12 protein-coding genes and 1 pseudogene are annotated in these 22,375 nt (G+C 39.3%); 8 read left to right on the top strand and 5 right to left on the bottom strand.

The window, feature by feature from the left end; all coding sequences use genetic code 11:
• Positions 1 to 18: 18 nt before the first annotated feature.
• Genes nirB through cobA form a run of 3 tightly spaced genes read left to right on the top strand, consistent with a single transcriptional unit; the run spans position 19 to position 3,910 of the window.
• Positions 19 to 2,586, top strand: coding sequence for a nitrite reductase large subunit NirB (nirB, locus tag RGQ13_RS02360; protein ID WP_348391954.1), 2,568 nt, complete (start codon positions 19 to 21; stop codon positions 2,584 to 2,586).
• 45 nt (positions 2,587 to 2,631) lie between these two features.
• Entirely contained in the window at positions 2,632 to 2,979 is a 348-nt protein-coding gene (gene nirD / locus RGQ13_RS02365; protein ID WP_348391955.1) for a nitrite reductase small subunit NirD, read from the top strand.
• Between the two features lie 37 nt (positions 2,980 to 3,016).
• Entirely contained in the window at positions 3,017 to 3,910 is an 894-nt protein-coding gene (gene cobA / locus RGQ13_RS02370; protein WP_348391956.1) for a uroporphyrinogen-III C-methyltransferase, read from the top strand.
• Between the two features lie 354 nt (positions 3,911 to 4,264).
• On the opposite strand, the gene RGQ13_RS02375 is transcribed toward cobA, so the two are convergent.
• Entirely contained in the window at positions 4,265 to 5,839 is a 1,575-nt protein-coding gene (locus RGQ13_RS02375; protein ID WP_348391957.1) for a YHYH protein, read from the bottom strand.
• 253 nt (positions 5,840 to 6,092) lie between these two features.
• On the opposite strand from RGQ13_RS02375, the gene RGQ13_RS02380 reads away from it, so the two are divergent.
• The 5 genes from RGQ13_RS02380 (at position 6,093) to mrcB (ending at position 16,857) form a co-directional block, all read left to right on the top strand.
• Positions 6,093 to 7,469 carry a TolC family protein gene (locus RGQ13_RS02380; protein ID WP_348391958.1) on the top strand — a complete coding sequence of 459 codons (1,377 nt, stop codon included), beginning with the start codon at positions 6,093 to 6,095 and terminating at the stop codon, positions 7,467 to 7,469.
• Positions 7,469 to 8,731: an efflux RND transporter periplasmic adaptor subunit gene (locus tag RGQ13_RS02385; RefSeq protein ID WP_348391959.1), complete on the top strand. Its 1,263-nt coding sequence runs from the start codon at positions 7,469 to 7,471 to the stop codon at positions 8,729 to 8,731. The genes RGQ13_RS02380 and RGQ13_RS02385 overlap by 1 nt, the downstream gene beginning before the upstream one ends.
• Complete coding sequence (locus RGQ13_RS02390; protein ID WP_348391960.1) at positions 8,731 to 11,853, top strand: efflux RND transporter permease subunit; 3,123 nt, start codon at positions 8,731 to 8,733, stop codon at positions 11,851 to 11,853. Before RGQ13_RS02385 ends, RGQ13_RS02390 begins: the two co-directional genes overlap by 1 nt.
• Positions 11,854 to 11,920: 67 nt before the next feature.
• A complete protein-coding gene (hrpB, locus tag RGQ13_RS02395; protein WP_348391961.1) occupies positions 11,921 to 14,482 on the top strand; it encodes an ATP-dependent helicase HrpB in 2,562 nt (853 codons plus the stop codon).
• Positions 14,483 to 14,508: 26 nt separating this feature from the next.
• Positions 14,509 to 16,857, top strand: coding sequence for a penicillin-binding protein 1B (gene mrcB, locus RGQ13_RS02400; RefSeq protein WP_348391962.1), 2,349 nt, complete (start codon positions 14,509 to 14,511; stop codon positions 16,855 to 16,857).
• A gap of 332 nt (positions 16,858 to 17,189) precedes the next feature.
• On the opposite strand, the pseudogene RGQ13_RS02405 reads toward mrcB, so the two are convergent.
• The 4 genes and pseudogenes from RGQ13_RS02405 to RGQ13_RS02420 form a co-directional block, all read right to left on the bottom strand.
• A pseudogene (locus tag RGQ13_RS02405) lies at positions 17,190 to 17,276 on the bottom strand (DUF3565 domain-containing protein); the annotation flags it as partial.
• A 127-nt stretch (positions 17,277 to 17,403) separates the two neighbouring features.
• Positions 17,404 to 18,516 (bottom strand): glycoside hydrolase family 117 protein, encoded by a 1,113-nt coding sequence (locus RGQ13_RS02410; RefSeq protein WP_348391963.1) that lies wholly within the window; start codon positions 18,514 to 18,516, stop codon positions 17,404 to 17,406.
• 4 nt (positions 18,517 to 18,520) lie between these two features.
• Entirely contained in the window at positions 18,521 to 19,915 is a 1,395-nt protein-coding gene (locus RGQ13_RS02415) for a glycoside-pentoside-hexuronide (GPH):cation symporter (protein WP_348391964.1), read from the bottom strand.
• Positions 19,916 to 20,184: 269 nt separating this feature from the next.
• Positions 20,185 to 22,206, bottom strand: coding sequence for a hypothetical protein (locus tag RGQ13_RS02420; RefSeq protein WP_348391965.1), 2,022 nt, complete (start codon positions 22,204 to 22,206; stop codon positions 20,185 to 20,187).
• Between the last annotated feature and the right edge of the window lie 169 nt (positions 22,207 to 22,375).

A 22,375-nucleotide genomic window follows, 5' to 3' on the forward strand; every position in this document is an offset into this window, starting at 1 on the left:
GAACTAGGAAATCTCATTATGAGCTCAGGTACTCAAAGTAAGCAAAACGTTGTTGTTGTCGGTAATGGCATGGTTGGTCATCATTTTGTTGAACAGCTTAGTCAAAATTCAAATTACAATATTACTGTACTGTGTGCTGAGTCTCGTTTGGCTTACGACCGAGTTCATTTGTCGGAATATTTTTCTGGTAAAACTGCAGACGACTTAGCCTTAACAACCCCTGAAAACTATCAACAACTTGGCGTTAACTTTCACCTCGATGCGAAAGTTATCACGATTGATAAAAGCCAAAAAGTAGTAACTACTGAGCAGGGTGAATCATATAGTTATGACAAGCTTGTTCTTGCAACCGGCTCATATCCATTTGTTCCGCCAATTCCAGGAAAAGAGCGTGAGCACTGTTTGGTGTATCGCACTATTGATGATTTAGATGCGATTCAATCATCAGCTAATACCGGTAAAACAGGCGTTGTTGTTGGCGGTGGTTTACTTGGCTTAGAAGCAGCAAATGCGCTAAAAGAGTTAGGTTTAGATACACATGTAGTGGAATTTGCACCACAGTTAATGGGTGTTCAACTAGATCAGGCTGGCGGTCAACAACTGCGTAAAATGATCGAAGAGCTTGGTGTTACCGTGCATACCGAAAAGGCCACTAATGTAATTGTTGACGGTGAATCAAGTGTTCATAAAATGGAATTTGCCGACGGCAGCCATCTTGAAACTGATTTGATTTTATTCTCAGCGGGCATTCGCCCATATGACAACTTAGCCCGTGAATTTGATTTAACTATTGGTGATCGCGGCGGCATAGTAGTTAACAATCAGTGTCAAACGTCAGATGAAGATATCTACGCAATCGGTGAATGTGCCTTATGGAATAACTTCATCTTCGGTTTAGTTGCCCCGGGTTATAGCATGGCAAAAGCTGCTGCAAGCCATATAACTGGTGGTGAAGAATCATTCACTGGCGCAGACATGAGTACTAAGTTAAAACTTATGGGTGTTGAAGTTGGCTCTATTGGTGATGCTCATGCTCGCACACCGGGTGCACTATCATATACATACCAAAATGAACGCGATAATGTTTATAAAAAAATGGTAGTAAGCCAAGACGGTAAAACCTTGCTAGGTGCTGTGCTTGTCGGTGATACCAGTGAATATGATTCGTTATTGCAATACGCATTAAATGGCATTGAATTACCTGAAAATCCTGATGCTTTAATTTTACCTAGCAATGGCGGTGAAAAACCTACTCTAGGTGTAGATTCATTACCTGATACTGCAACTATCTGTTCATGTTTGAATGTAACCAAAGGCGATATTGTCGCAGCTGTTGAAGCTGGCGCTACCGATGTTGGTGCAATCAAAAGCGTGACTAAAGCTAGCACCGGTTGTGGAGGATGTTCGGCGCTTCTTAAAAACGTTGCTGAAAACGAGTTTGCTAAACGCGGACTAGAAGTGAAAAAAGATATCTGTAGTCACTTTGTCTATAGCCGAACTGAATTGTTTCATATCATTAAAGCTGAAAAAATTAAAAACTTTGATACCTTAATTGCTAAACACGGTAAAGGTATGGGCTGTGAAATTTGTAAGCCGGCTGTAGGGTCAATTCTCGCCTCAGTTTATAACGATTACATCCTGCAAGATGATCACTTACACCTGCAAGATACCAACGATACTTATCTGGGCAATATGCAAAAAGATGGTACTTATTCAGTGGTACCGCGCATGCCCGGTGGTGAAGTAACACCTGAAAAACTTATTGTTATTGGTGAAGTCGCTAAAGAATATAATTTATATACCAAAGTTACCGGTGGGCAAAGAATTGATTTGTTTGGTGCTCGCGTTGATCAATTGCCCGCTATTTGGAAACGCTTAATTGATGCAGGAATGGAAACAGGGCATGCCTATGGTAAGTCACTACGTACCGTGAAGTCGTGTGTGGGAAGTACTTGGTGTCGCTACGGTGTGCAAGACAGCATGTCGATGGCTATCTTCTTAGAAGAACGTTACAAGGGGTTACGCTCTCCACATAAAATTAAATTTGCTGTATCCGGTTGTACTCGTGAGTGTGCTGAAGCACAAAGCAAAGATATTGGCGTGATTGCTACTGAAAATGGTTGGAACTTATACGTGAGTGGTAATGGCGGCATGAAACCTCGCCATGGAGATTTATTTGCTACCGATTTAGACGATGCCACATTGATTAAATACATCGACCGTTACTTAATGTTTTATGTCCGTATGGCTGACAGATTACAACGTACTTCAGTATGGTTAGAAAGCTTAGAAGGCGGGTTAGAGTACATGCAAAAGGTGGTTAAGGAGGATCATTTAGGCATTAATGAAGAACTTGAACGACAAATGGATGCTGTTGTCGCCACCTATCAATGTGAATGGAAAACAACCGTAGAAAGTCCTGAAAAATTAAAACGTTTCCGTCAGTTTGTTAACTCAGACAAGCAAGATGTAAATATTCAATTTGTCACTGAACGCGAGCAAATTCGCCCGGCAACACTTACCGAAAAAGCGGCCAAAGGTCTGCTTATTGAAACGGTTGATGTTACCGCTGTAGAGCCGGCTTAATCAGCCGCACAGTTTTTAAGAAATGGGTTTATTAGGAATAAAATAATGACTGCAATTAATAGCACCAATACGAACTGGCACACGCTGTGTCAAAAAGACGATTTAGTAAAACATTCTGGCGTTTGTGCACTGTTAGATAACGAACAGCAAGTAGCAATTTTTTTAATTGATAATGACAAAGCTTTTACCATTAGTAACTGGGATCCAGCTGGTAATGCCAATGTACTTTATCGTGGTTTAATTGGTGATGAAGAGGGTGAAATTTTTGTGGCGTCACCGTTATACAAGGAGCGCTTTGTTTTAAGTGATGGCCGTTGTTTAGACGATGAATCTCTGTCTGTGACCAGTTATGCCACGCGCATTGAACAAGGCCAAGTACAAGTATTGGTTTAAAGATTAATGCACAAGTAAAAAATTTAGGAGAGTAGTTATGAGTAGTTCAAGTTTATTTAGCCCATTTTACAGCTTTACTCGTTTTGTAAAAATGAGCCTAGGCAACTTAAACAATAGCGGTGCTGAATATAACGCTCTATCAAATAAATCTAACCGCCAAGGGCAAGTTTATTTAATTGGTGGTGGCTGTGGCGATCCTGAATTACTTACTATGAAAGCGCACCGTATTTTGCAATCAGCCGATGTGATTATGGTTGATTGGCTCGTGAATCCAGACATGTATCAATATTTTCCAAAGCAAGCAAAGGTTGAATTTGTTGGTAAAAAATGTGGCAAGCACAGTATGCATCAGGATGAAATATGTCAAACAATGTTAGCGCATGCACAAGCAGGAAACACCGTTATTCGGTTAAAAGGCGGCGACCCAAGCATTTTTGGTCGTTTAGCCGAAGAAACCGAGATTCTGACCAAGCACCAAATCCCGTTTGCGATAATTCCAGGGATAACGGCGGCTAGTGGCTGTGCTGCCTACTCAGGCATCCCGTTAACCCATCGTGATTGCGCACAATCAGTAAGGTTTGTTACCGCTTCTTTAAAAGATACTGAAGCGGAAGCTAACTGGCGTAATATTGCCAATGAAAAAGATACCTTAGTATTTTATATGGGGTTAAATAAAGTGAGCCAAATTAGCCAACGCTTAATTAAATATGGCATGAAAGAGACAATGCCAATTGCCATTATCGACCAAGGCACACTTAAAGATCAGCAAGTATGCTGCAGCGATTTAACTAATATAGCGAACGAGATGAAATTTTATGATTTCAAAGGCCCCGCGCTAATTATTGTTGGTGAAGTAGTCAATAAGCGCCAAGCAATTGCAACACCAATGTTAAGCGCCAAACAGAGTGTTGAGCTACACACACAAAGTTAGAAAAAACACACCGTTCATATTCACTATATTTAGAAAAGTGCGCCGTCACCGCTCATTGCCATCCATGGCACCGCGGCATCAGTGCTTCCATGCACGTCATCCCGCAGTGCTTTTGTGCGGGACCTCCTAAATTGACAATGTGTGTAAATTCGGGCAATTTCTTTGCTGGCATAGCCATGCGTATCCAATAAATGCACGCCACTGCCTGATGAGGTCCCCGACCTCGCTTGAGCTCGACAACTGCTCCTGCGTAGTTCTACCTAAGTGCATCCATGCACAAGTCCTCGAGGATGACGGTGTACTTTCTCTAATTATCCTTATATAAATAGATCTCATTCAGCGTATTTTTATCTTCTAGTGACCATTAATAAGCACGCCATCTTCGTCTAAGGTATCTAATGGAGAAGCTAATTCATCGTCCCATCTTAACGGCGGTACCTTACCAAAAGATGGTTCATGTTCACCAAACGTGCATATAGGACCATAAGGGTATGTATCGGTAATGTAGTAACCATAAATGCCGTTTATATCGGTAGCACCATTACATTCATCTAAATTACCCGTGTTGCCATTATCAAATTCCCAATCATCTATGTATCTGCCTAACGGCACACCAAAAGGCTGGTTGGTAAAACTGAAATCAAAATCGGTTGGTCTGTTAATAACATCCCATGGCGTTGGTGGCGTGCCATGATCTTTAAATGGGGGGGTATCAGTGTAAGGCACACGTGATTGACCAAAACCGTTGATGTCAGGATTTAATCCCCAGTTTTTTAGTACGTAACCAGATTTCGCTTTAACTAAGTTGCCTTCGGTATTCACAAACCATTGGCCATAAATTGGAAAGCCGTCTTTGGCGTAGCCTATTAAAGGTGAACCTTTTGCATCAGGTGCATGATCATGTTCTTCATCGTCTTGTAGCGGGTGTGTCATTGCGTGATAATGATAAGTACCTTCAAAGCCATGGCCGAAATATTCGTCAAAAATAGCAGCCATGTTTTCAGCTTCAGGCTCTTGTAATGTGTAAGCTGGAATTTCAAACCACACCGAACCTGGACCACAGCCTGTGGCATTACCTGCTGGGTTTACCCGAGCATGGTCAGGGTTATAACAAAAACCAGAGTCCATCGCGATACCTATACCATTAAGTAATATTCCGTCATAGTCCATAAAGTTAGTCGGGTTTCTGTCGGTATCGTCTGCTACTAATGGCTCAGATAATTTTGGATGCACAGGAATGTAAGTAATTTGCAAATCGTCATGATCGATTTCGGTTACCCAAACATTAATTTGATTAGGGGCACCTACACCCCAGCCAAAATCATGGTTAGGGATCATGTTATGAGTCATTCGACAATGCGTAGCTAATTCAGGATCTAAGGTTGGCTCTACACTTTCATAATTCCAGCCTCCTGATATATGTGGATTGTCGGGATCTTGAATGTACTCACCTTCTACAATAACTAAATCAATAAAGACTTTGCTCTTAGTATCGGTTCCTGGAAAGTAAGGCGCGCCATCGGCTTCGTTTGACTTATCAATCATACCTGCAGAACCGTAATTACCTTCATTATTATCTGAAGCGTAAACGCGGCAGTCGGGGTTTCTATTAAGCAAAACCGCATTCAGCATACCTTGTTCGGTTTCATTCAGATCAGGATTGTTGGTATAACTGTCAGGTTTAGGCTCTGGTTCAGGCTCCGGTTCTGGTTCAGGCTCCGGTTCTGGTTCAGGTTCAGGCTCTGGCTCAGGTTCAGGCTCTGGCTCAGGTTCAGGAACTGGATCAGGAGTTGGGTCTGGAACGGGGACTACAATATCTATAGGCTCTTTATCTTGTGCTGAACTACTACCTCCACAAGACATCAGTGTGCTAGTACAAACTAATATCGCGAATGGTTTGAAAATATATGACAGTGTAGTTCTATTCATTGTGAAAACCCTTAGAGCTAATTTAGCAGGTAGGCATAAGACTATCTTAGCTCTACCTTTATTAAGGTGGCATACCAAGCAGAATAAATGAATACTATGGTGCGTAAATTTTTTGTAAAGGCTATGATCATCAACTTATTACATGATATAAAGTTACGAGTAAAAAAATAATATAAAGCAGTTTGGAATTACAATAATTAAGATGAATAAGGTAAACGGAGTAATTAAATGCATAGGATTATTATCCCTAATATTGCTAACTAGCTCCTGTAGTATTCAAACTAAAGAGCTGGATGTAATCCCGGATATTGAAAACTCTTTCATTGATGAAGGTAAAGTTGAACTTGCAACAAACTGGTGGCAGTCATTTGAAGACGCTAAATTAAATGAACTTATTGCCATTGGTTTAGAAAATAATCAATCATTAGCATCAAGCTTAGCCAAAGTAAAAAGTGCAACCGCAGGTTTAACTGTAAGCCAGTCCAATAAATATCCCGATTTAAATTTAACCGCCAGTAGTCGAAGTGATTTTGACAATATGGATAAAGCAAATAGTGCATCTGTTGGTTTAACTTCTTCATGGGAACTAGATTTATGGGGGCGAATAGCCTCTCTTGAGCAAAGAGCTGTTTGGGATGTTGTGGCACGGCAAGCGCTTTACAAGGCAAGAGCTAATGCCGTTGCTGGCTCTATTGCTAATGCTTGGTTTGGCTGGATAGCTGCAACTGACAAACAAAGACTTTTTGCCGATCAATATAAACGGACCAACTCGGCCTTAAAGGTCATTAATCGCCGTTTTGCTCTGGGCAAAAATTCAATAACAGACATATGGCAACAGCAAAGGCTATTAGAATCAATTGTTACGCAACAAACTGTAAACGATGCCCGCTTAGCTATTTTTGCCAAGCAATTGGCATTGTGGCTCGGGGTGAAATCGTCACAGTTATCGCAATTAACACAAACCTCATTACCAAAGGTTCCACCATTGCCGAGTATCGGGCTGCCTTTAAGTGCTTTGCAATATCGTCCTGATATTCAACAAGCCTTTGCCGAATTGCAAGCATCCAATGCCTCAATGGCTGCTGCGGTTACCGACAGATTTCCAAGAATTACGCTAAGAGCCAGTTACTCAACTAATAAAAATAATGTCCAAGATTTATTTGATGATTGGAGTGGCTCGTTAATTTCATCATTGGTGTTACCGCTATTTGATGCAGGCGCGAAAAAAGCTGTAGTTAAACAAAAAGAATATGATCTACAAGCGAGCTTTGCCGATTATAAGCAAACCTGGTTAGAAGCAATTTATGCAGTCGAGACATCGTTAATTACTGAACAACAATTAACAAAAGTGGCAAACAATATAGACCTGCAAATGTTATTAGCTAAAAAAACTGAACGGGTCATATCGTCAAAATATTTAAATGGTAAAGCCAGTTACTTAACATTACTTAAAGCGCAAGAGACCAGTCTCAATCTTGAGCGACAAGTGGTTGATGCGCAAAAAGAATTAATAAATAACCGAGTGAGCCTGTACCGTGAATTAAGCCATGGAAACTTTACTCAAGCCAGTGATGTAGAAGAAAAAGAGACTAACTTTTCTGCTAAAACAATAATCGATGAAAATACCTAATGAATAAATTTACCTCTTTACTGAAAAAATCGATACCGTTAGTCCTTGTAATTATCAGTATTCCGTTAGCACTTTACCTTTTAGATTCTGGAAAAATGGAACAGCCTGCATGGAAAAAGGATAATAAAAAGAGGCAAAGAATAGTACGCGTTGTTGATTTAACAAAAGGTTCAGTTATACCTAAGTGGAATTCTTCAGGCTTAGTTAAAGCCAATGAATCAGTCAATATATTGGCTGAAGTTTCAGGAAAGATTGCCGAAGTTAACCCTATTGCTCGACCAGGTGCGCTTTTAGACCGTGGTGCATGGTTGGCTAAAGTTGATAACATTGATTACGCATTAGCATTGCGCACTCAACAAAGCCAATTAGTGCAGGCGCAGGCAAGTTTAGAGTTGGAACTAGCTGATCAAATACTGGCCAAAGAAGAGTTAGCCTTATTAGAAGGTGTTGACCAAAATAGTCTACAAACCACATTAGTTTTGCGTGAACCGCAGTTATTAATGGCGCAGGCAAAATTAGATATTGCTAAAACCAATGTTGAAAAAGCCGAAATTGCACTACAGCGCACTAATGTTGTTATGCCTTTTAAAGGGAAAATTGTCAGTAAATCAGTAGGGCGAGGCAGTCGAGTAGGACAAAATAGTAATTTATTTAAAATTGTAAATGTTGACACTTTCTGGGTTGAAGTAAAAATTCCCCGTACCTTCCTAGGATTATTTGATAGCAATCATGATGCCATTTTAACTCAACCTAAACTGTGGGGCGAAGACGTAACCCGTACGGCAAAGTTTGTATCGGTGTTGCCAGAATTAGATTCTCGTGACAGGCAAGTTAAAGTGTTATTGGCTATTGATAACCCTCTGTCATTAAATGCTAATAATTCGGTTGATGTAAGTAATCCTCCTATATTTATTAATGATTTTTTAAGTATTGAATTACAAGGCAATGAAATCACTGATGCCTGGGTTATTAAAAGTAATTTGTTGCAACCCGGTGATTTTATTTGGGTGGTTGATAAAGGCAATACTCTGCAGAAACGATCTGTTGATGTGTTATTCAAGGGGCGAGAGTCAATTTACATTAAAGCGGGTTTTATTGAAGGTGACAGAGCGTTAAGTGAAAAACCGGGTATTGTCAGTGTCGGTTTACCGGTTAAAGCAATAGATATAAATATGCCTCGAAAAGTAAAACCGATCTCAAAAGATGAAAATGAAGTTTTAGATAAAAAAGAGCAAAAGCGCCTGCAACGAGGCAAATTATAATGAGCTTTAACCCAATGACGTGGATGATCCGTCACGGTATTGCACCTAATTTATTAATGTTCGCTTTGCTGCTTGGTGGTCTGGTTATGTCGGTGGTTATTCGGAAAGAATATATGCCTGAAACAACCCTTGATAGCATATCCGTAACGGTTGCCTACCATGGCGCAGCGCCAAGTGAAATGGAAAATTCTATTGCCGTACCTATTGAAGACTCCCTTGATAGCTTATCGGGCATAAGAAGTATTAAAACCAGTATTTTTGCCGGATGGGTGAAGATTCGTGGTGAGCTTGAAGCTGGCGCTAATGCACAGCAAGTTTATCAAGACGCACAACAAGCGGTAAATCGTATATCATCATTTCCATCGGGCATGGAAAGACCTAGAGTTAACCTTGGCAAACGTGTTATCGATGTTATGGAAATTGTTGTGCATGCTGATCTTGATAAATTTAGCGTTAAGAGGGTAGCCGAACAAATACGCGATCGTATTTTACAATCGCCTTATATATCACAAGTGACTTTAAGAGGTATGCCTCGTGAAGAAATCCATGTTGAAATTCCGCAAAGTACGCTACAAGCCTATAATTTAACGCTAACGCAAGTCTCATCAAAAATTAAACGCGGCGTAATTGAGCAGTCAGCCGGAAAAATTAAAGCTGATAATGGTGATATTTTATTATCTATAGATGAACGTACCTATTGGGCTGATGAACTTGCTCAAATGCCCTTGTTATCATCTGAACAAGGGGATCAATTATTACTAGGCGATGTTGCGACAGTAAGTGAAGGCTTCGCTGATGAGCGTTACTTAGTTACCTATAATAAGCAGTTATCCGCGCGCTTAAATATTTACCGAGTAGGGGAGCAAAGCCCTAGTGATATAGCTGACTCAGTAAAAGGCATGTGGTCAGAACTTGAAGAAATGCTACCTCCTAATGCTGGCCTTTCTATTGTTGATGACGATGCCACAAATTATCAAAAACGTTTAGGGTTATTGCTTAATAATGCCTTTTTGGGGTTATTGCTTGTACTCATTCTAATGAGCTTGTTTTTAGAATTTAGATTGGCATTTTGGGTTGTTGCGGGTATTCCAAGTGCTTTTTTAGGTGCTATTTTATTAATGCCTAGCTTTGATGTTTCTATCAATATGGTGTCAATGTTTGGATTTATTATTGCGTTAGGAATTGTGGTTGATGACGCCATTATTGCCGGGGAAAATATTTATTCCCATATGGAAGAGGGAATGTCGTATTCTGATGCGGCCATTTTAGGGGCAAAAGAAGTTGCCAAACCGCTAACCTTTGCCATTTTAACCAACATTGTTGCTTTCTTACCTTTGTTATTATTACCCGGTTTTATGAAGTTACTCTTTGGCGCAATACCGGTAGTAGTAGTGCTTTGTTTTGTCGTTTCTTGGGTTGAAGCATTATTCATTTTACCTTCACACCTTGCCAACATAAAAGATAAAAAGCCTAATGTAGTGACTGCAAAATTTAAGGCCCTACAAAAGCAATGTGATAAAGGCTTACAAAACCTTATAACGCATTATTACACACCGTTATTAAAGAGGTGTTTAGCTTGGCCAAGTTTAACCTTAGCCATTGCGACTTTATGTTTTGTTTTAGTTATCGCTTATGCTTTTAGTGGAAAAATGGGCTTTGGGCTATATCCTAAAATGGATGGTCGTTGGGTTAAAGCTAATTTTGAAATATCTGAGAGTGAACCGTTAGAGCGAGCAATACAGCTAAGAGATATCTTAGAAAAAAGTAGTCAAAAAATGCTTCAAGAAAACAATGCTGAAGACATTTTAGTTAGTACTCGCAGCATGATCACCGATACTGGAGTGGAAGTGAGCTTACTGCTAGTTGAAAGTGAAGAGCGAGCAGTTAGTACTGAAGAAGTACGCATGTGGTGGCGAGAAAGCTCAAAAGAACTCAATAAAAAAGGCAAGTTACGCTTTAGTGGTGCACGTCGTGGCAGTAGCGCCGTAGCAGCTACTTCAGTGACCATAGAATTACGTCATAGCGATGCTGATGTGTTACTTGCCGCATCGCATGATGCGGCGTTATTTCTTGAAGGTATTGATACTGTCGTTGCCACAGTTAACTCCATGGAAGAAGGTAAACCTGAATGGAAATTAAAATTAAATGAAAACGGACGTTCATTAGGGTTAGATGCCGCTGATTTAGCTGCGCAAATGCGCGCTTCTTTATATGGTGCAAAAGCACAAAGACAGCACCGTTTGAGAAACGAAGTAACCACCTTAGTTCGCCTACCTAGGGCCGAGCGAGAAGTCGCTAACAATATAGAAAGCTTACTTATACAAACTAAAGGCGGAGGGTACGCTCCTTTAGGCAGTGTCGCTACTATTGAAAAGGTATTAGCGCCTTCACGAATAAATAGACGCAAAGGTCAACGTGTAGAAACTGTTGGCGCAGAAGTTTTACCGGAAGAGGCTATACCCGCGGTTACACAAGCGGTTAAAGGTCATTTAGTTGCCGAGTTAGAAGGTCGTTATCCTGGCTTAACGATTCATTTTGGTGGTAACCAAGAGCAAATCGCAGAAAGTGTGTCGAGTTTAGAGCTAGGCACTGGATTTGCTTTAGCCGCAATTTATATTCTATTGGCTATCGCGTTTAAGAGTTATGGCCAGCCTTTACTCATTATGGCGGTTATTCCTTTTGGCGCCGTTGGCGCAATATTAGGCCATATGTTCTTAGGGCTTAGCTTAAGTATTGTCAGTTTAATGGGAATGCTAGCACTTGCTGGTGTGGTTGTTAATGACAGTTTGATCCTTGTTGAATTTGCCAATAAAAAAACAGCCAAAGGCATTAATTCATTAGACGCAATCATTCTTGCCTGTCAACGCCGCTTCCGACCGATAATCCTAACAACGCTAACTACATTTGGTGGATTAGCGCCTATGGTGTTTGAAACCTCAAGACAAGCACAGTTTGTGGTACCTATGGCTGTTTCTTTAGGTTTTGGAATTTTATTTACTACCTTTGTTTGTTTATTGGTTTTACCTTCTTTATATATTGTGTTTAATCGGGAAAAACAGGAGGTGACACTAACAAATGAAGTTGAAAATACTACTGAGTTAGCGACGAAAACTGTGCTATAAAGACTGTATTAATAATTTACGTTTCAATAAAATATGCAAGTTTCAAATACTTGTATATTAGCCCTATATGAATACATCTATAGTTAATGCATTACCTATTCAAGCTGTAAAAGCTCCAATGCTAACAGCATTAGAAACTTACCCTGCAATTATATTATCTGCCCCGCCAGGAGCTGGTAAGTCGACGCAACTGCCTTTGTGGTTGTTGAAAGCAGAGTTATTTAAACATCAAAAAATTATTATGCTACAACCTCGCCGGATTGCCGCTAAATCAGTCGCAAATCGTTTAGCCCAACAGCTTGGTGAAAAAGTAGGTGAAACCGTTGGTTATCGCATGCGTAATGACACCAAGGTATCTAGCAATACGCGCTTAGAAGTGGTGACTGAGGGGATATTAACTCGACTAATACAAAATGATAATGAGCTAAGTGATATTGGCTTAATCATTTTTGATGAGTTTCATGAGCGCTCTATTCATGCTGATTTAGCTTTTGCTTTGGCTCTCGACATCCAACAAGGCCTGCGTGAAGACTTACAGTTATTATTAATGTCGGCCACTTTAGATAATGAATATCTTGCCAAATTTTTACCTGATGCAAAAGTACTCGGTTGTGAAGGCAGAAGCTTTCCAATTGAAGTCAGCTATCAAGCGCCAAACATTGAACGTAATTGGCGACAACATGCAATAAGTGTAATACGCCATCATACGGGTAATGAAGTCGGCTCAATTCTCGTTTTTTTACCGGGCACTGCCGACATCCGTTTTATCTATAATGCCCTTATTGAACAACTGCCGAGTGATGTTGACTTGTTTGCCTTGTATGGCGACTTAGATATGAAGCTACAACAACGAGCGATTAATCCTGCAGTATCAGGACGACGTAAACTGGTGTTGGCCACCAATATTGCCGAAACATCGTTAACCATCGATGGTATCTCGATGGTTATTGATAGTGGTTATGAAAAGGTAGCGCGCTTTAACCATGACAGTTTAATTAATGAATTAACCATGCAAAAAATCAGCAAGGCATCAGCAATTCAACGAGCCGGCCGAGCCGGGCGAGTGCAAGCTGGCAAGTGTGTGCGCTTATATGCAAATGATGATTTTCAGCGCCGAACTGAACATGCAGCAAGCGAGATCAGCCAAGCGGATTTATTACCATTAACCATAGATGTGGCGAATTGGGGTGTAAGTAAATTTGAACAATTGAGCTTTCTAGAACTGCCTATTAACTCTCGCGAACAACAAAATTGGCAGTCTTTGCAAGCCCTCGATATAGTCGATAGCAATAATAGGTTAACCAAACATGGCCAACTAGTGGCAAATTTTCCTTGTCATCCAAGGTTTGCCCATATGATGATTAAATCGTTAGATGTAGCTGCTGATAATGTTCACGCTAAACATTGCTTATCGCTGGCATGTATTTTGGCGGCAATGCTAGAAGAACGTGATATTTTTAATCGTGACAGGGCAAATGATAACTGTGATATTCAAGCTCGCCTATATCAACTTGCCAATAGCAATAAAAGTAAAGCAACAGGCATTGAATATCGTATTATTAAACAAGCGCAAAACTTAGCCAAAAAACTTAACAGTATAAGTTCGAATAAGTTTTCATTGAGTTTAAATGATAACGATTGGCCCATGGCTTATTGTGGATTATTACTAGCATTTGCCTATCCTGAACGAATATCCATAGCGCGAAAATCCATTGGTAGCTATTTGTGTGCTAACGGTAAAGGCGCGGTGTTATCTAATAATGATAAGCTAAACGGCGAACCATACTTAGTGTGTGCAAAGCTACATAGCTATCAACAAAAATTGCAAATTACCTTAGCGTCAACTATTGAAGAAAAGCATATATATCAATATTTTAATTCGCACATTAGAGAAGTTGATGTATTAAGTTATGATGATAAAAATCAAAAAATTAACAGTGAAAAGCAAACTCGTTTATTTAAATTGATACTCAAACAAGAACCTGCAAAAGCTGCGGTAAATAGCGAAACTTTAACTACGTTATGGTGTGACTTTATCCGTCAAAAGGGGTTATCTATATTAAAGTTTAATAGCCATACTGAAAACTTTATTACCCGAGTTCGCTGGCTCAATAGCTATTGTAGTGAATTAAACTTACCTGACTTTTCAGAACAAGGCCTATTGGATAAACTAGAAGTATGGCTTGCTCCATATGTGTTTGACGTGAAGAAACTAGCGGCATTACAAAAACTGGATTTGAGCGAGATTTTAAATAATTCATTAGATTTTGAGCAGCAAAAACTAGTGAAACAGTGGGCGCCTAAAAGTTACACTAGCCCTGTTGGTAGAGAATTCACTTACCAATATAGTGAGCAACCTCAGCCAAAGTTGGCTTTACCTATGCAACAAGTGTATGGTTTAAGTAGCTCTCCCTATGTTGCTAATGGGCAAGTTGCGGTATTATTAGAATTACTTTCTCCTGCAAAAAGACCCATTCAAGTGACACAAGACTTAGCAAGGTTTTGGCAGGGCAGTTATAAAGATGTGCAAAAGGATATGAAAGCCAATTACCCAAAACATTTTTGGCCTGATGATCCTGCCAACGCAAAAGCAACAACAAAATTAAAAAAGCATCTAACCAATAAATAACTAAAGCGGCAGAATACAGACCGACAATGGCATCTAGAAAAATAATAAAAAAGAAAGAAAAGGGTTTTACTAAAGGTAAAGCTAAAAGCAATAAAGCCCCAAGTAAAGGCTTTGCTCATTGGTGTGCTATAACTTCAATAAAGCTATCAATAATTTTCATTGTAAGTATTGGCTTATACAGCATTTATTTAGATGGTAAAGTTAGGCAAACCTTTGATGGGCAACGCTGGCAAGTGCCTGCTCAAGTATTTGGACGAGTGCCAACTATATTTAATGATCAAAAAGTTAATTTTGATTTCCTCGAAGATGAATTAAAGCAACTCAATTATAAACGCGTTTCTATTGTTAGATTTCCCGGTGAATTTACCCGAAAATCTACCAAGTTAATTATTTATCGACGAGAATTTGATTTTGGCTCAGGGTTAGAGCCAGCATCATTAATTTCAATCGAGAAAAAAAGTGGTGAAGTATTTCGCTTAATTCAAGATAAGCAGCTGGTTCATCAAGTAAAACTTGAACCAATCTTAATTGACCGCATTTTGTCGGCTGAAGGCGAAGACCGAGTTGTAATTGCATTAGAGCAAATTCCTCAGCAGGTGATAGACACCTTATTACTTATTGAAGATAAAGACTTTTACCTCCATCATGGTGTCTCACCTACGGGTATTTTACGCGCCTTTTGGAAAAATTTATTAGCCGGCGAAACAGTACAAGGTGGTAGTACCTTAACCCAGCAACTAGCAAAAAATATGTATTTAACTCGTCATAAAACCTTATGGCGAAAAGTGAATGAAGCAATTATGTCTATCATTCTTGAAATACGATATTCGAAAGATCAAATTTTAGAAGCTTATTTGAATGAAGTTTATTTAGGCCAGCATTATGCCAACGGCATTCATGGTGTCGGTTTAGCTTCTCAGTTTTATTTTGGTAAGCCGATAAAGCAGCTAAATAACTCTGAAGTAGCCTTATTGATAGCGCAAATTAAAGGGCCATCGTTTTATGACCCATGGCGTAAACCTGAACGTGCAACTGAACGCCGAGATTTGGTGTTAAGAGTGATGTTTGAAAACCATAGCATTGATACCGCTGAATACAAACAAGCGCTAGCCACACCACTAAACATTCGCCCAGATCGTCGCTTTGCCAAACAAACCTATCCAGGTTATATGCAATTGGTACGCCGTGAACTGAAAAACATGGGCGCTAATAGTGCCATGCAATCTGGTATCCGTATTTTTACCGGCTTTGATTTACAGCGTCAATCACATGCCGAACAGGCCGTAATTGAACAGCTTAGCATTCTCGAAAAAGCAAAAGGTAATGACAAACTTGAAGCGTCAGTTCTGGTGAGTGACATACGCACAGGTGAGATTCAAGCTGTCGTTGGAGGTAAAGAGGTCAAGTACTCTGGTTTTAATCGTGCATTAGATGCTAAACGTCCAATAGGATCATTAATTAAACCGGTAGTTTACTTAACCGCTCTTGAGCAGTTCAACCAATATACTTTGGCATCACCGTTAAAAGATGAACCTATTTCATTAAAGAGTTCAAAAGGTAAGTTTTGGAAGCCAAAAAATTATGATGGTAAGTTCAGAGGCCAAGTATCGCTACTTGATGGTTTAGTAAATTCGTTAAACGTACCTACCGTTAACTTAGGCTTAAAGGTTGGCGTTGATAACGTTTCAGTCACTCTCGCAAATCTTGGTTTCAAAGGTAAGGTACCAAAAGTTCCAAGTATGTTACTTGGTGCTATAAACATGTCTGCCTTTGAAGTGAACCAATGGTACAACACTATTGCTAATGGCGGTTTATATAACCAGTCATTTGCCATTATCAAAGTAGTATCTTCACAAGGAGATGTACTGTGGAGCAAAGCTAACGTTGTTGATGTAAGGTTGTCACAACAAGGAGCCTATTTAATTGACTTTGCCTTAGCTAAAGTTGCACAAGAAGGCACGGCTAGATCATTAGCTTGGCGTTTTCCAGAGCAAATCCTTGCCGGTAAAACTGGTACCAGTAATGATTCACGAGATTCATGGTTTGTTGGTTATGATAGAGAAAGTGTTGTCACTACCTGGATAGGCCGAGACGATAATAAACCTACAGGTTTAACTGGCAGTAGTGGCGCTTTAACTGTATTTGCTAATTACCTTAAGAAACAAGGTAGCAATAGTCGTTTCGATTTAGTCCCTGAAGGAATTGAATTTACTACATTCGAATTAGCAACGGGTAATGCGGTAATTGGAGATTGTGCAAATGTTGCTGATTTCCCTGCAATTAGTGATGGTATTTTTTACTCAGATCAATGTTTAGAAAAACGTAAACCACCACCAAATTGGTTAGAAAAACTGTTTGGCTTAGATAGTGATTAGAAGGCCATATTAGAGTTAATTGTTGAACTTTATTTTTGTCAGTAAATGCCACTTTGGAGACAAAATAAACTAGAAAATATACACCGTCATGCCGGAGGAGCACTAGCGACATCCGGTACCTCCTCCAGTTATAGCGTGCATATAATGATTTGATTTTATTATTTTTTAGAACCACAGCATGCGTCGGGAGGTCCCGCGTCTCGCTTTGGCTCGCGCAGGATGACGGCGTATTTTTTTCATTTATAAAACCGTCTCCAAAGTGGCATTAGCTGACTCGAACAACAATTAGCGCTGATAGAGCCGATTAGAATGTGTCTGCAGGTGAACCCAAGTCACATTTTACACTTTAGCTTATGGCCTAGCATAGAGTCTCGACCACGCTGATTAGTTACCCATAGCCTTATCATAAATGGTGGGTTATGGTGTACGTGCTAGCAATCAGAATAATATGAATGAAGCTTATTCGGGATTGTCTGAGGATTAATTGTTACCTTAATTATGAGAGGTAACAATTAATCAATTGAAGTTCTGCTTTTCTTAGGGGATTCACTTTTTTTGAAATAAATTTTCTCTAGTAATGCCAAAACGTTCAGGCTCTTTCATTACATCTCTTATAGTGCTGTAATGTGGGAAACCGTGCCAACCTAAGTCTTTTTCTCCATGGCGTGTTAAATCGCAAGTAAAGCCTACTAAAAAGCACCAATCTGAAGCGCCATAATGTGCAAGCCCCCATGAAAATCCTTGTCCATCACCATTATTTAAAAACTTATCTGGTATATATGCGCCTCCTGCGGGAGGGATATCTTCAAGCGTCGTGACAACCTCAAAGTCTATGCCATTCTCAGAATATTGGATGGTACCTTTTTCAGGTCCCGCCCAATCAACGATTGCCGCCATGCCTGTTTTCCACGGAAATACCCACGTTTCATGACCACTATTAGAAACAGGATTAGCCTCATGTTTTACGTATGGCCCTTCAGGGTGAGCAGCTACAGCCAACCCCCATTTGGAATCGGTAAACATTTTTTCACCAATAGCATGTCCTTTATAATACAAATAGTATTGCCCGTTAAATTTAATAATTCCGGGATCATGAATTGCACCGCTATCCCATGAACCAAGCTCTAAAGCAGCTCCCCAGTTAGAGTCACCGTGTTCGTTAGGGTTAATAAGTTTACCATCTCGACACGGCTCTAAAATAGGCTCTGCTAATTTTGTCCATGGCCCATCAGGGCTTACAGCTGTTGCCATACCGACAACGTTTAGCGGGTCATTATTTCGTTTAGCTTGATAGCATAAATAATATTTATCATTGGCGACCAATATTTCCGTAGTAAAAACACTGTATTCATCCCACGCACCTTTTGGGCCTCTTTTAACTGCTGGCCCTTGCTCTTGCCATGCAATGCCATCATCACTTGTTGCATACCAAATATCTGCATTTAACCAGCTTGATTGTTGACACTCATTACGGGTATACCAAATAAAATATTTTCCTTTAACTTTAATAATAGTACTAGGATCGCGACGGTTTACGCCTTTTTCATACCCTAAACCTGTTACTGGTTGATAACGAAAACGGGTATATAGTTCATTTTCACTATCATCAACTTGATGACGTTGCATTGCTGCACTCATATTTTTGTCTAACTTATTCACCTAATTATTCTCCATACAACTTTAATTTTATTTCTGCGCGTTTTTCTTCATCTAGGGTGTAAAACATCATAATCATGCCTGCAACAATAAAGATAATGCCCGGTAATAAGGTACTGATAAAGTTTATACTTTCGACGACTTCAGGGGGTTGTTGAGCAATATTAGCGACATAGCCAGTTTCACCCATGATCCAAAGAGCTAATGCCCCTCCGACACCTAGTCCTACTTTTAGGGTAAATAGAAATAAGGCAAAAAACAGTCCTGACATATTTTTGCCCGTCAGCGTGACTTGATAATCAACCACATCACTCAACATACTCCAAATAAGTGGCACCATGCTTAATGATAGAAATGAAACCGCAGTACCTAATATTAATATCGATGAAAAAGCATCGCCTGGTAGCCAGTAAGGGATAGCAGTAAGTACACCACAAACAAACATTAGTACCTTGTAAGCACGTACTTTATCGAACCTTGTCCACATTAATCCTGACAATGCAGCCCCTAATGTTGCACCGACAGTTCCCCAAGTAATAAAAGTTGTCATCATATGTTCAGCGTTTATCAGAACTTCTTTTACATAATAAACAGTAGGGGTTGCCTTTAACGTTAAAATGATAAAAAAGAGAATGTTTCCTAAAAAAAGTATCACTAATTGTTGGTTGCTAAAGGCTTCTTTAATGCTGCTAATAAGGTCTTTAACTCCCATTTTTTCTTCTTTTTTCAGAGCAGGAGCAGGGTAAATTTCCTTAACGGTAAAGAAGCAATAATATAAACAACCGACTATCAATAAAGCAAAAACCATTGCTGTATAAAAGAAACCTTGTTGCTCGTTACCTTGTCCAAATAAGCCGACTAAAGATAGTGTGCTGTATGAAACAAAAACTGATGCAAGCATGCCTAGGCCAAATCGAAAAGATTGCAGCATGGTTCTTTCGTCTGAGTCACGTGTTAAAAATCCGGCCATTGCAGAAAAGGGGACATTGACTAACGTATAAGCAAGGGTAAGTAAGGAAAAACTTACATAAGCATAAACAAGCTTACCTGTTTCATCGAGATCTGGCGTATAAAATAACATGATGAAAGTTATTGCTAATGGAATAGTGCCATAAAGAATAAATGGACGACAGCTACCATGTTTAGTGCGAGTTCTATCAACCAATAAACCTACTAATGGGTCGGTTATCGCATCAAATATTCTTAGCATTAAATACATAATAGCAACATGACTTGCACTTAAACCGTAAACATCCGTATAAAAATACGCAAGCCATATCCCCATTGTATGCCAAATAATGTTATTGCCAAAATCTCCTATACCATAGTTAATTTTTGTAGTTCTTGGCAAAATATCTTTATATGAACCTGAGGGAGTAACCACTTCAGTGCATGTCGTCATTGTTTATTACCTTTGATTGAAATGTTTTTAATATTTAAGATAAATAAGAAATTAAATATTGTTAACAATTTACAAACCAATGTAACAATTGAATAACACGCTGTAAACATTTTTTATTTAAATTACTATCAATTTGATTTTAATTTGTACACCTGAATTACTGAGGGAATATTGTCTTATGTTCGTGTAAGGTAGAATTAGTTAGAGGAGCAAACCTCAGAAGCTTCCTCGCATGGAAAGCCTGCTTTGGTATATATACCCGTTATCTTTCAAGATGCAGGTTTCTGCACTTTGAATGGTAACGGGTATAGCTCAATTAACCCCCAACTTTTTAATTCAGGTATCTTCACGCTAGTGATTCCATTTTCGTAGCTGATATCTAAATGAATGACTGGTTGTCCTGCTTGAGTATAGGTGGCGCCAACAAAACCTGAAGTAACATCAGTATATAAACTGTCGTTAATAGTTACGGTTAAATTGGTTTTTGGGTTTAGGCTACTAGTTATGGCATTGTAGTCTCTGTTTACCAAATGCATAATGCGCGGTGCATTGCTCATTGTTGCATTTAAGCTTGCATTTTCTCTAGGGAACAGCGCAACCTGTGCAACATCAACGGATACCTCTTTTGTTAATAAATCAGTTATTGACGCCGTATCTGACCACTTTACAACTTTATTTCGATAAGAATTAAGCTTTGCTGTTTGTGAGGCGCTAAGTGCTGCGCCATTAAAGTCAGTTTTTACAATCACGTTAAAATTGTCCATGGCATGGCTTTGATCACTATCGGTTAAATATTTTGGCCACCAGCTATCACCAGCGACTAATAATTTATAAGGGATATTTTGTTCCATGAGATCTGAGGCTGCCAAAAATATATCTAACTCATCGTATTGAGTTTCACGGTAGGCTTGGTGACTATATACTAAGCCAACGTTAGCGACCGTTTCATAGCCATCAAACATGAAAGACTTTTCCTTTATCCAAGCATAAATATAATCGTAATCCCCTATGGCTGGATCGTAATAACGCTGTAATGCCCCCTGATAAGCCCACATATGTTCAGGTGCCATAAAAACTTGGCCATTAGCATACGCTAATGCTATCCATGTACGCACTAAATCAACCGCTTCAGGATTATCAACCATATAATTCCAATCAGGATAAGGCAGTGCGGTTAAAGCTAAAGGTTTATTAATGGCTTCTGCTAGTTTGTACATCAGCATTACGTCACCATTAATTTTCTGTTCGATGGCACGATGGTTAAATTCTTGCACATAGAAATCAAATTCATCATTAAAGGGCATTCTTATCCCATTCCAATAGGGATCAAGTATCGGTGAACTGGTGCCTACTTCAATATAGCCAACTCCTTCTTGATAGGGATAACCTTTTGCCTTGGCGACTTCATCAGTGTATTGAACTAATTCAGCTAAGTAGTTATTGTTCCAATCTTGTAAAAAATGGCGATATTCATTGTTTAACGGAATTTTATTGGGAATATTGGTGGTTTCAGCCTCATATTGAGTCGCGGTATATCCAGCAGTTTTTAAAAAGTCACCGTAGTGAAATGTTGATATATTAGTAATACCAAGTGCAATTAATTCATCATTACTAAAGTTTTTGACCAACCAATTATTAAAATTAGTCATACAATGTTCACTAAAATCCCCACCTAAATAGTATTGTGCGGGATTAGAATGTTGTGAATCAAACAAGATAGCATCGACTCTATTAATGACGTTTTCATTATCATAAAAAGCAACATCTTGAACCTGCCATTCAATATACTCGCGAAATAACGGATGATGGGTGGAAAAAAAATAATGACCTGGAAACCATTTTATTTCCAGATTTGAGCCATCGAGTCGTTTAACCATCGCTTGTTGGAAAGTTTGAGGGTATTTTGATGTCATCCCATTCCAAATAACATCCCATTCTATGCGTGAAACCCAACTAACATCAGCAAGATCATGATTAATAGTGTCAGTAACATAACTATTCATTGTTGTTGGTAAATTTGTTTGAAAGTCAAAATTAGCAAAAGAAGGAGGTAGGAACCCCCACATAGTGGCATCAACATGATAATCAGTATATTTGCCATGGTCGTGGTTTGAGATTTCATTTCGAAGCGGTTGAGTGAAAAAAATACTGGATTTTTTAATAAAAGATTCAGGTTCTATCGCGATAGTTTCTATTTTGACTGGTAACTCTTCGAGCTTATTTTTATCTTGTTCCACGCAAGCGATTAACAACCCAATAATGACAATATAACTCAGTTGTACCGCTTTCACTTTTTCACCTTACTGTTAGTTTTTTAAATACCGTCAATACTTCATCGATTTATGCCTGCATCAACTTAGCTATTTACTTTCTAGCAAAATTAATGCGAGTCATTGTTAATTTTCTTGAAGTCTTATTTTTTACATACCCAACGACCATTGTCAACAATGAACAATTGCC

The organism is Thalassotalea psychrophila (assembly GCF_031583595.1).
Lineage (GTDB): Bacteria > Pseudomonadota > Gammaproteobacteria > Enterobacterales > Alteromonadaceae > Thalassotalea_A > Thalassotalea_A psychrophila.

Coding starts and splice junctions, on each gene's coding strand:
- hrpB (WP_348391961.1), top strand. CDS start 11,921: ATGAATACATCTATAGTTAATGCATTACCTATTCAAGCTGTAAAAGCT.
- RGQ13_RS02415 (WP_348391964.1), bottom strand. CDS start 19,915: ATGACGACATGCACTGAAGTGGTTACTCCCTCAGGTTCATATAAAGAT.
- RGQ13_RS02375 (WP_348391957.1), bottom strand. CDS start 5,839: ATGAATAGAACTACACTGTCATATATTTTCAAACCATTCGCGATATTA.
- nirD (WP_348391955.1), top strand. CDS start 2,632: ATGACTGCAATTAATAGCACCAATACGAACTGGCACACGCTGTGTCAA.
- cobA (WP_348391956.1), top strand. CDS start 3,017: ATGAGTAGTTCAAGTTTATTTAGCCCATTTTACAGCTTTACTCGTTTT.
- RGQ13_RS02390 (WP_348391960.1), top strand. CDS start 8,731: ATGAGCTTTAACCCAATGACGTGGATGATCCGTCACGGTATTGCACCT.
- RGQ13_RS02385 (WP_348391959.1), top strand. CDS start 7,469: ATGAATAAATTTACCTCTTTACTGAAAAAATCGATACCGTTAGTCCTT.
- nirB (WP_348391954.1), top strand. CDS start 19: ATGAGCTCAGGTACTCAAAGTAAGCAAAACGTTGTTGTTGTCGGTAAT.
- mrcB (WP_348391962.1), top strand. CDS start 14,509: ATGGCATCTAGAAAAATAATAAAAAAGAAAGAAAAGGGTTTTACTAAA.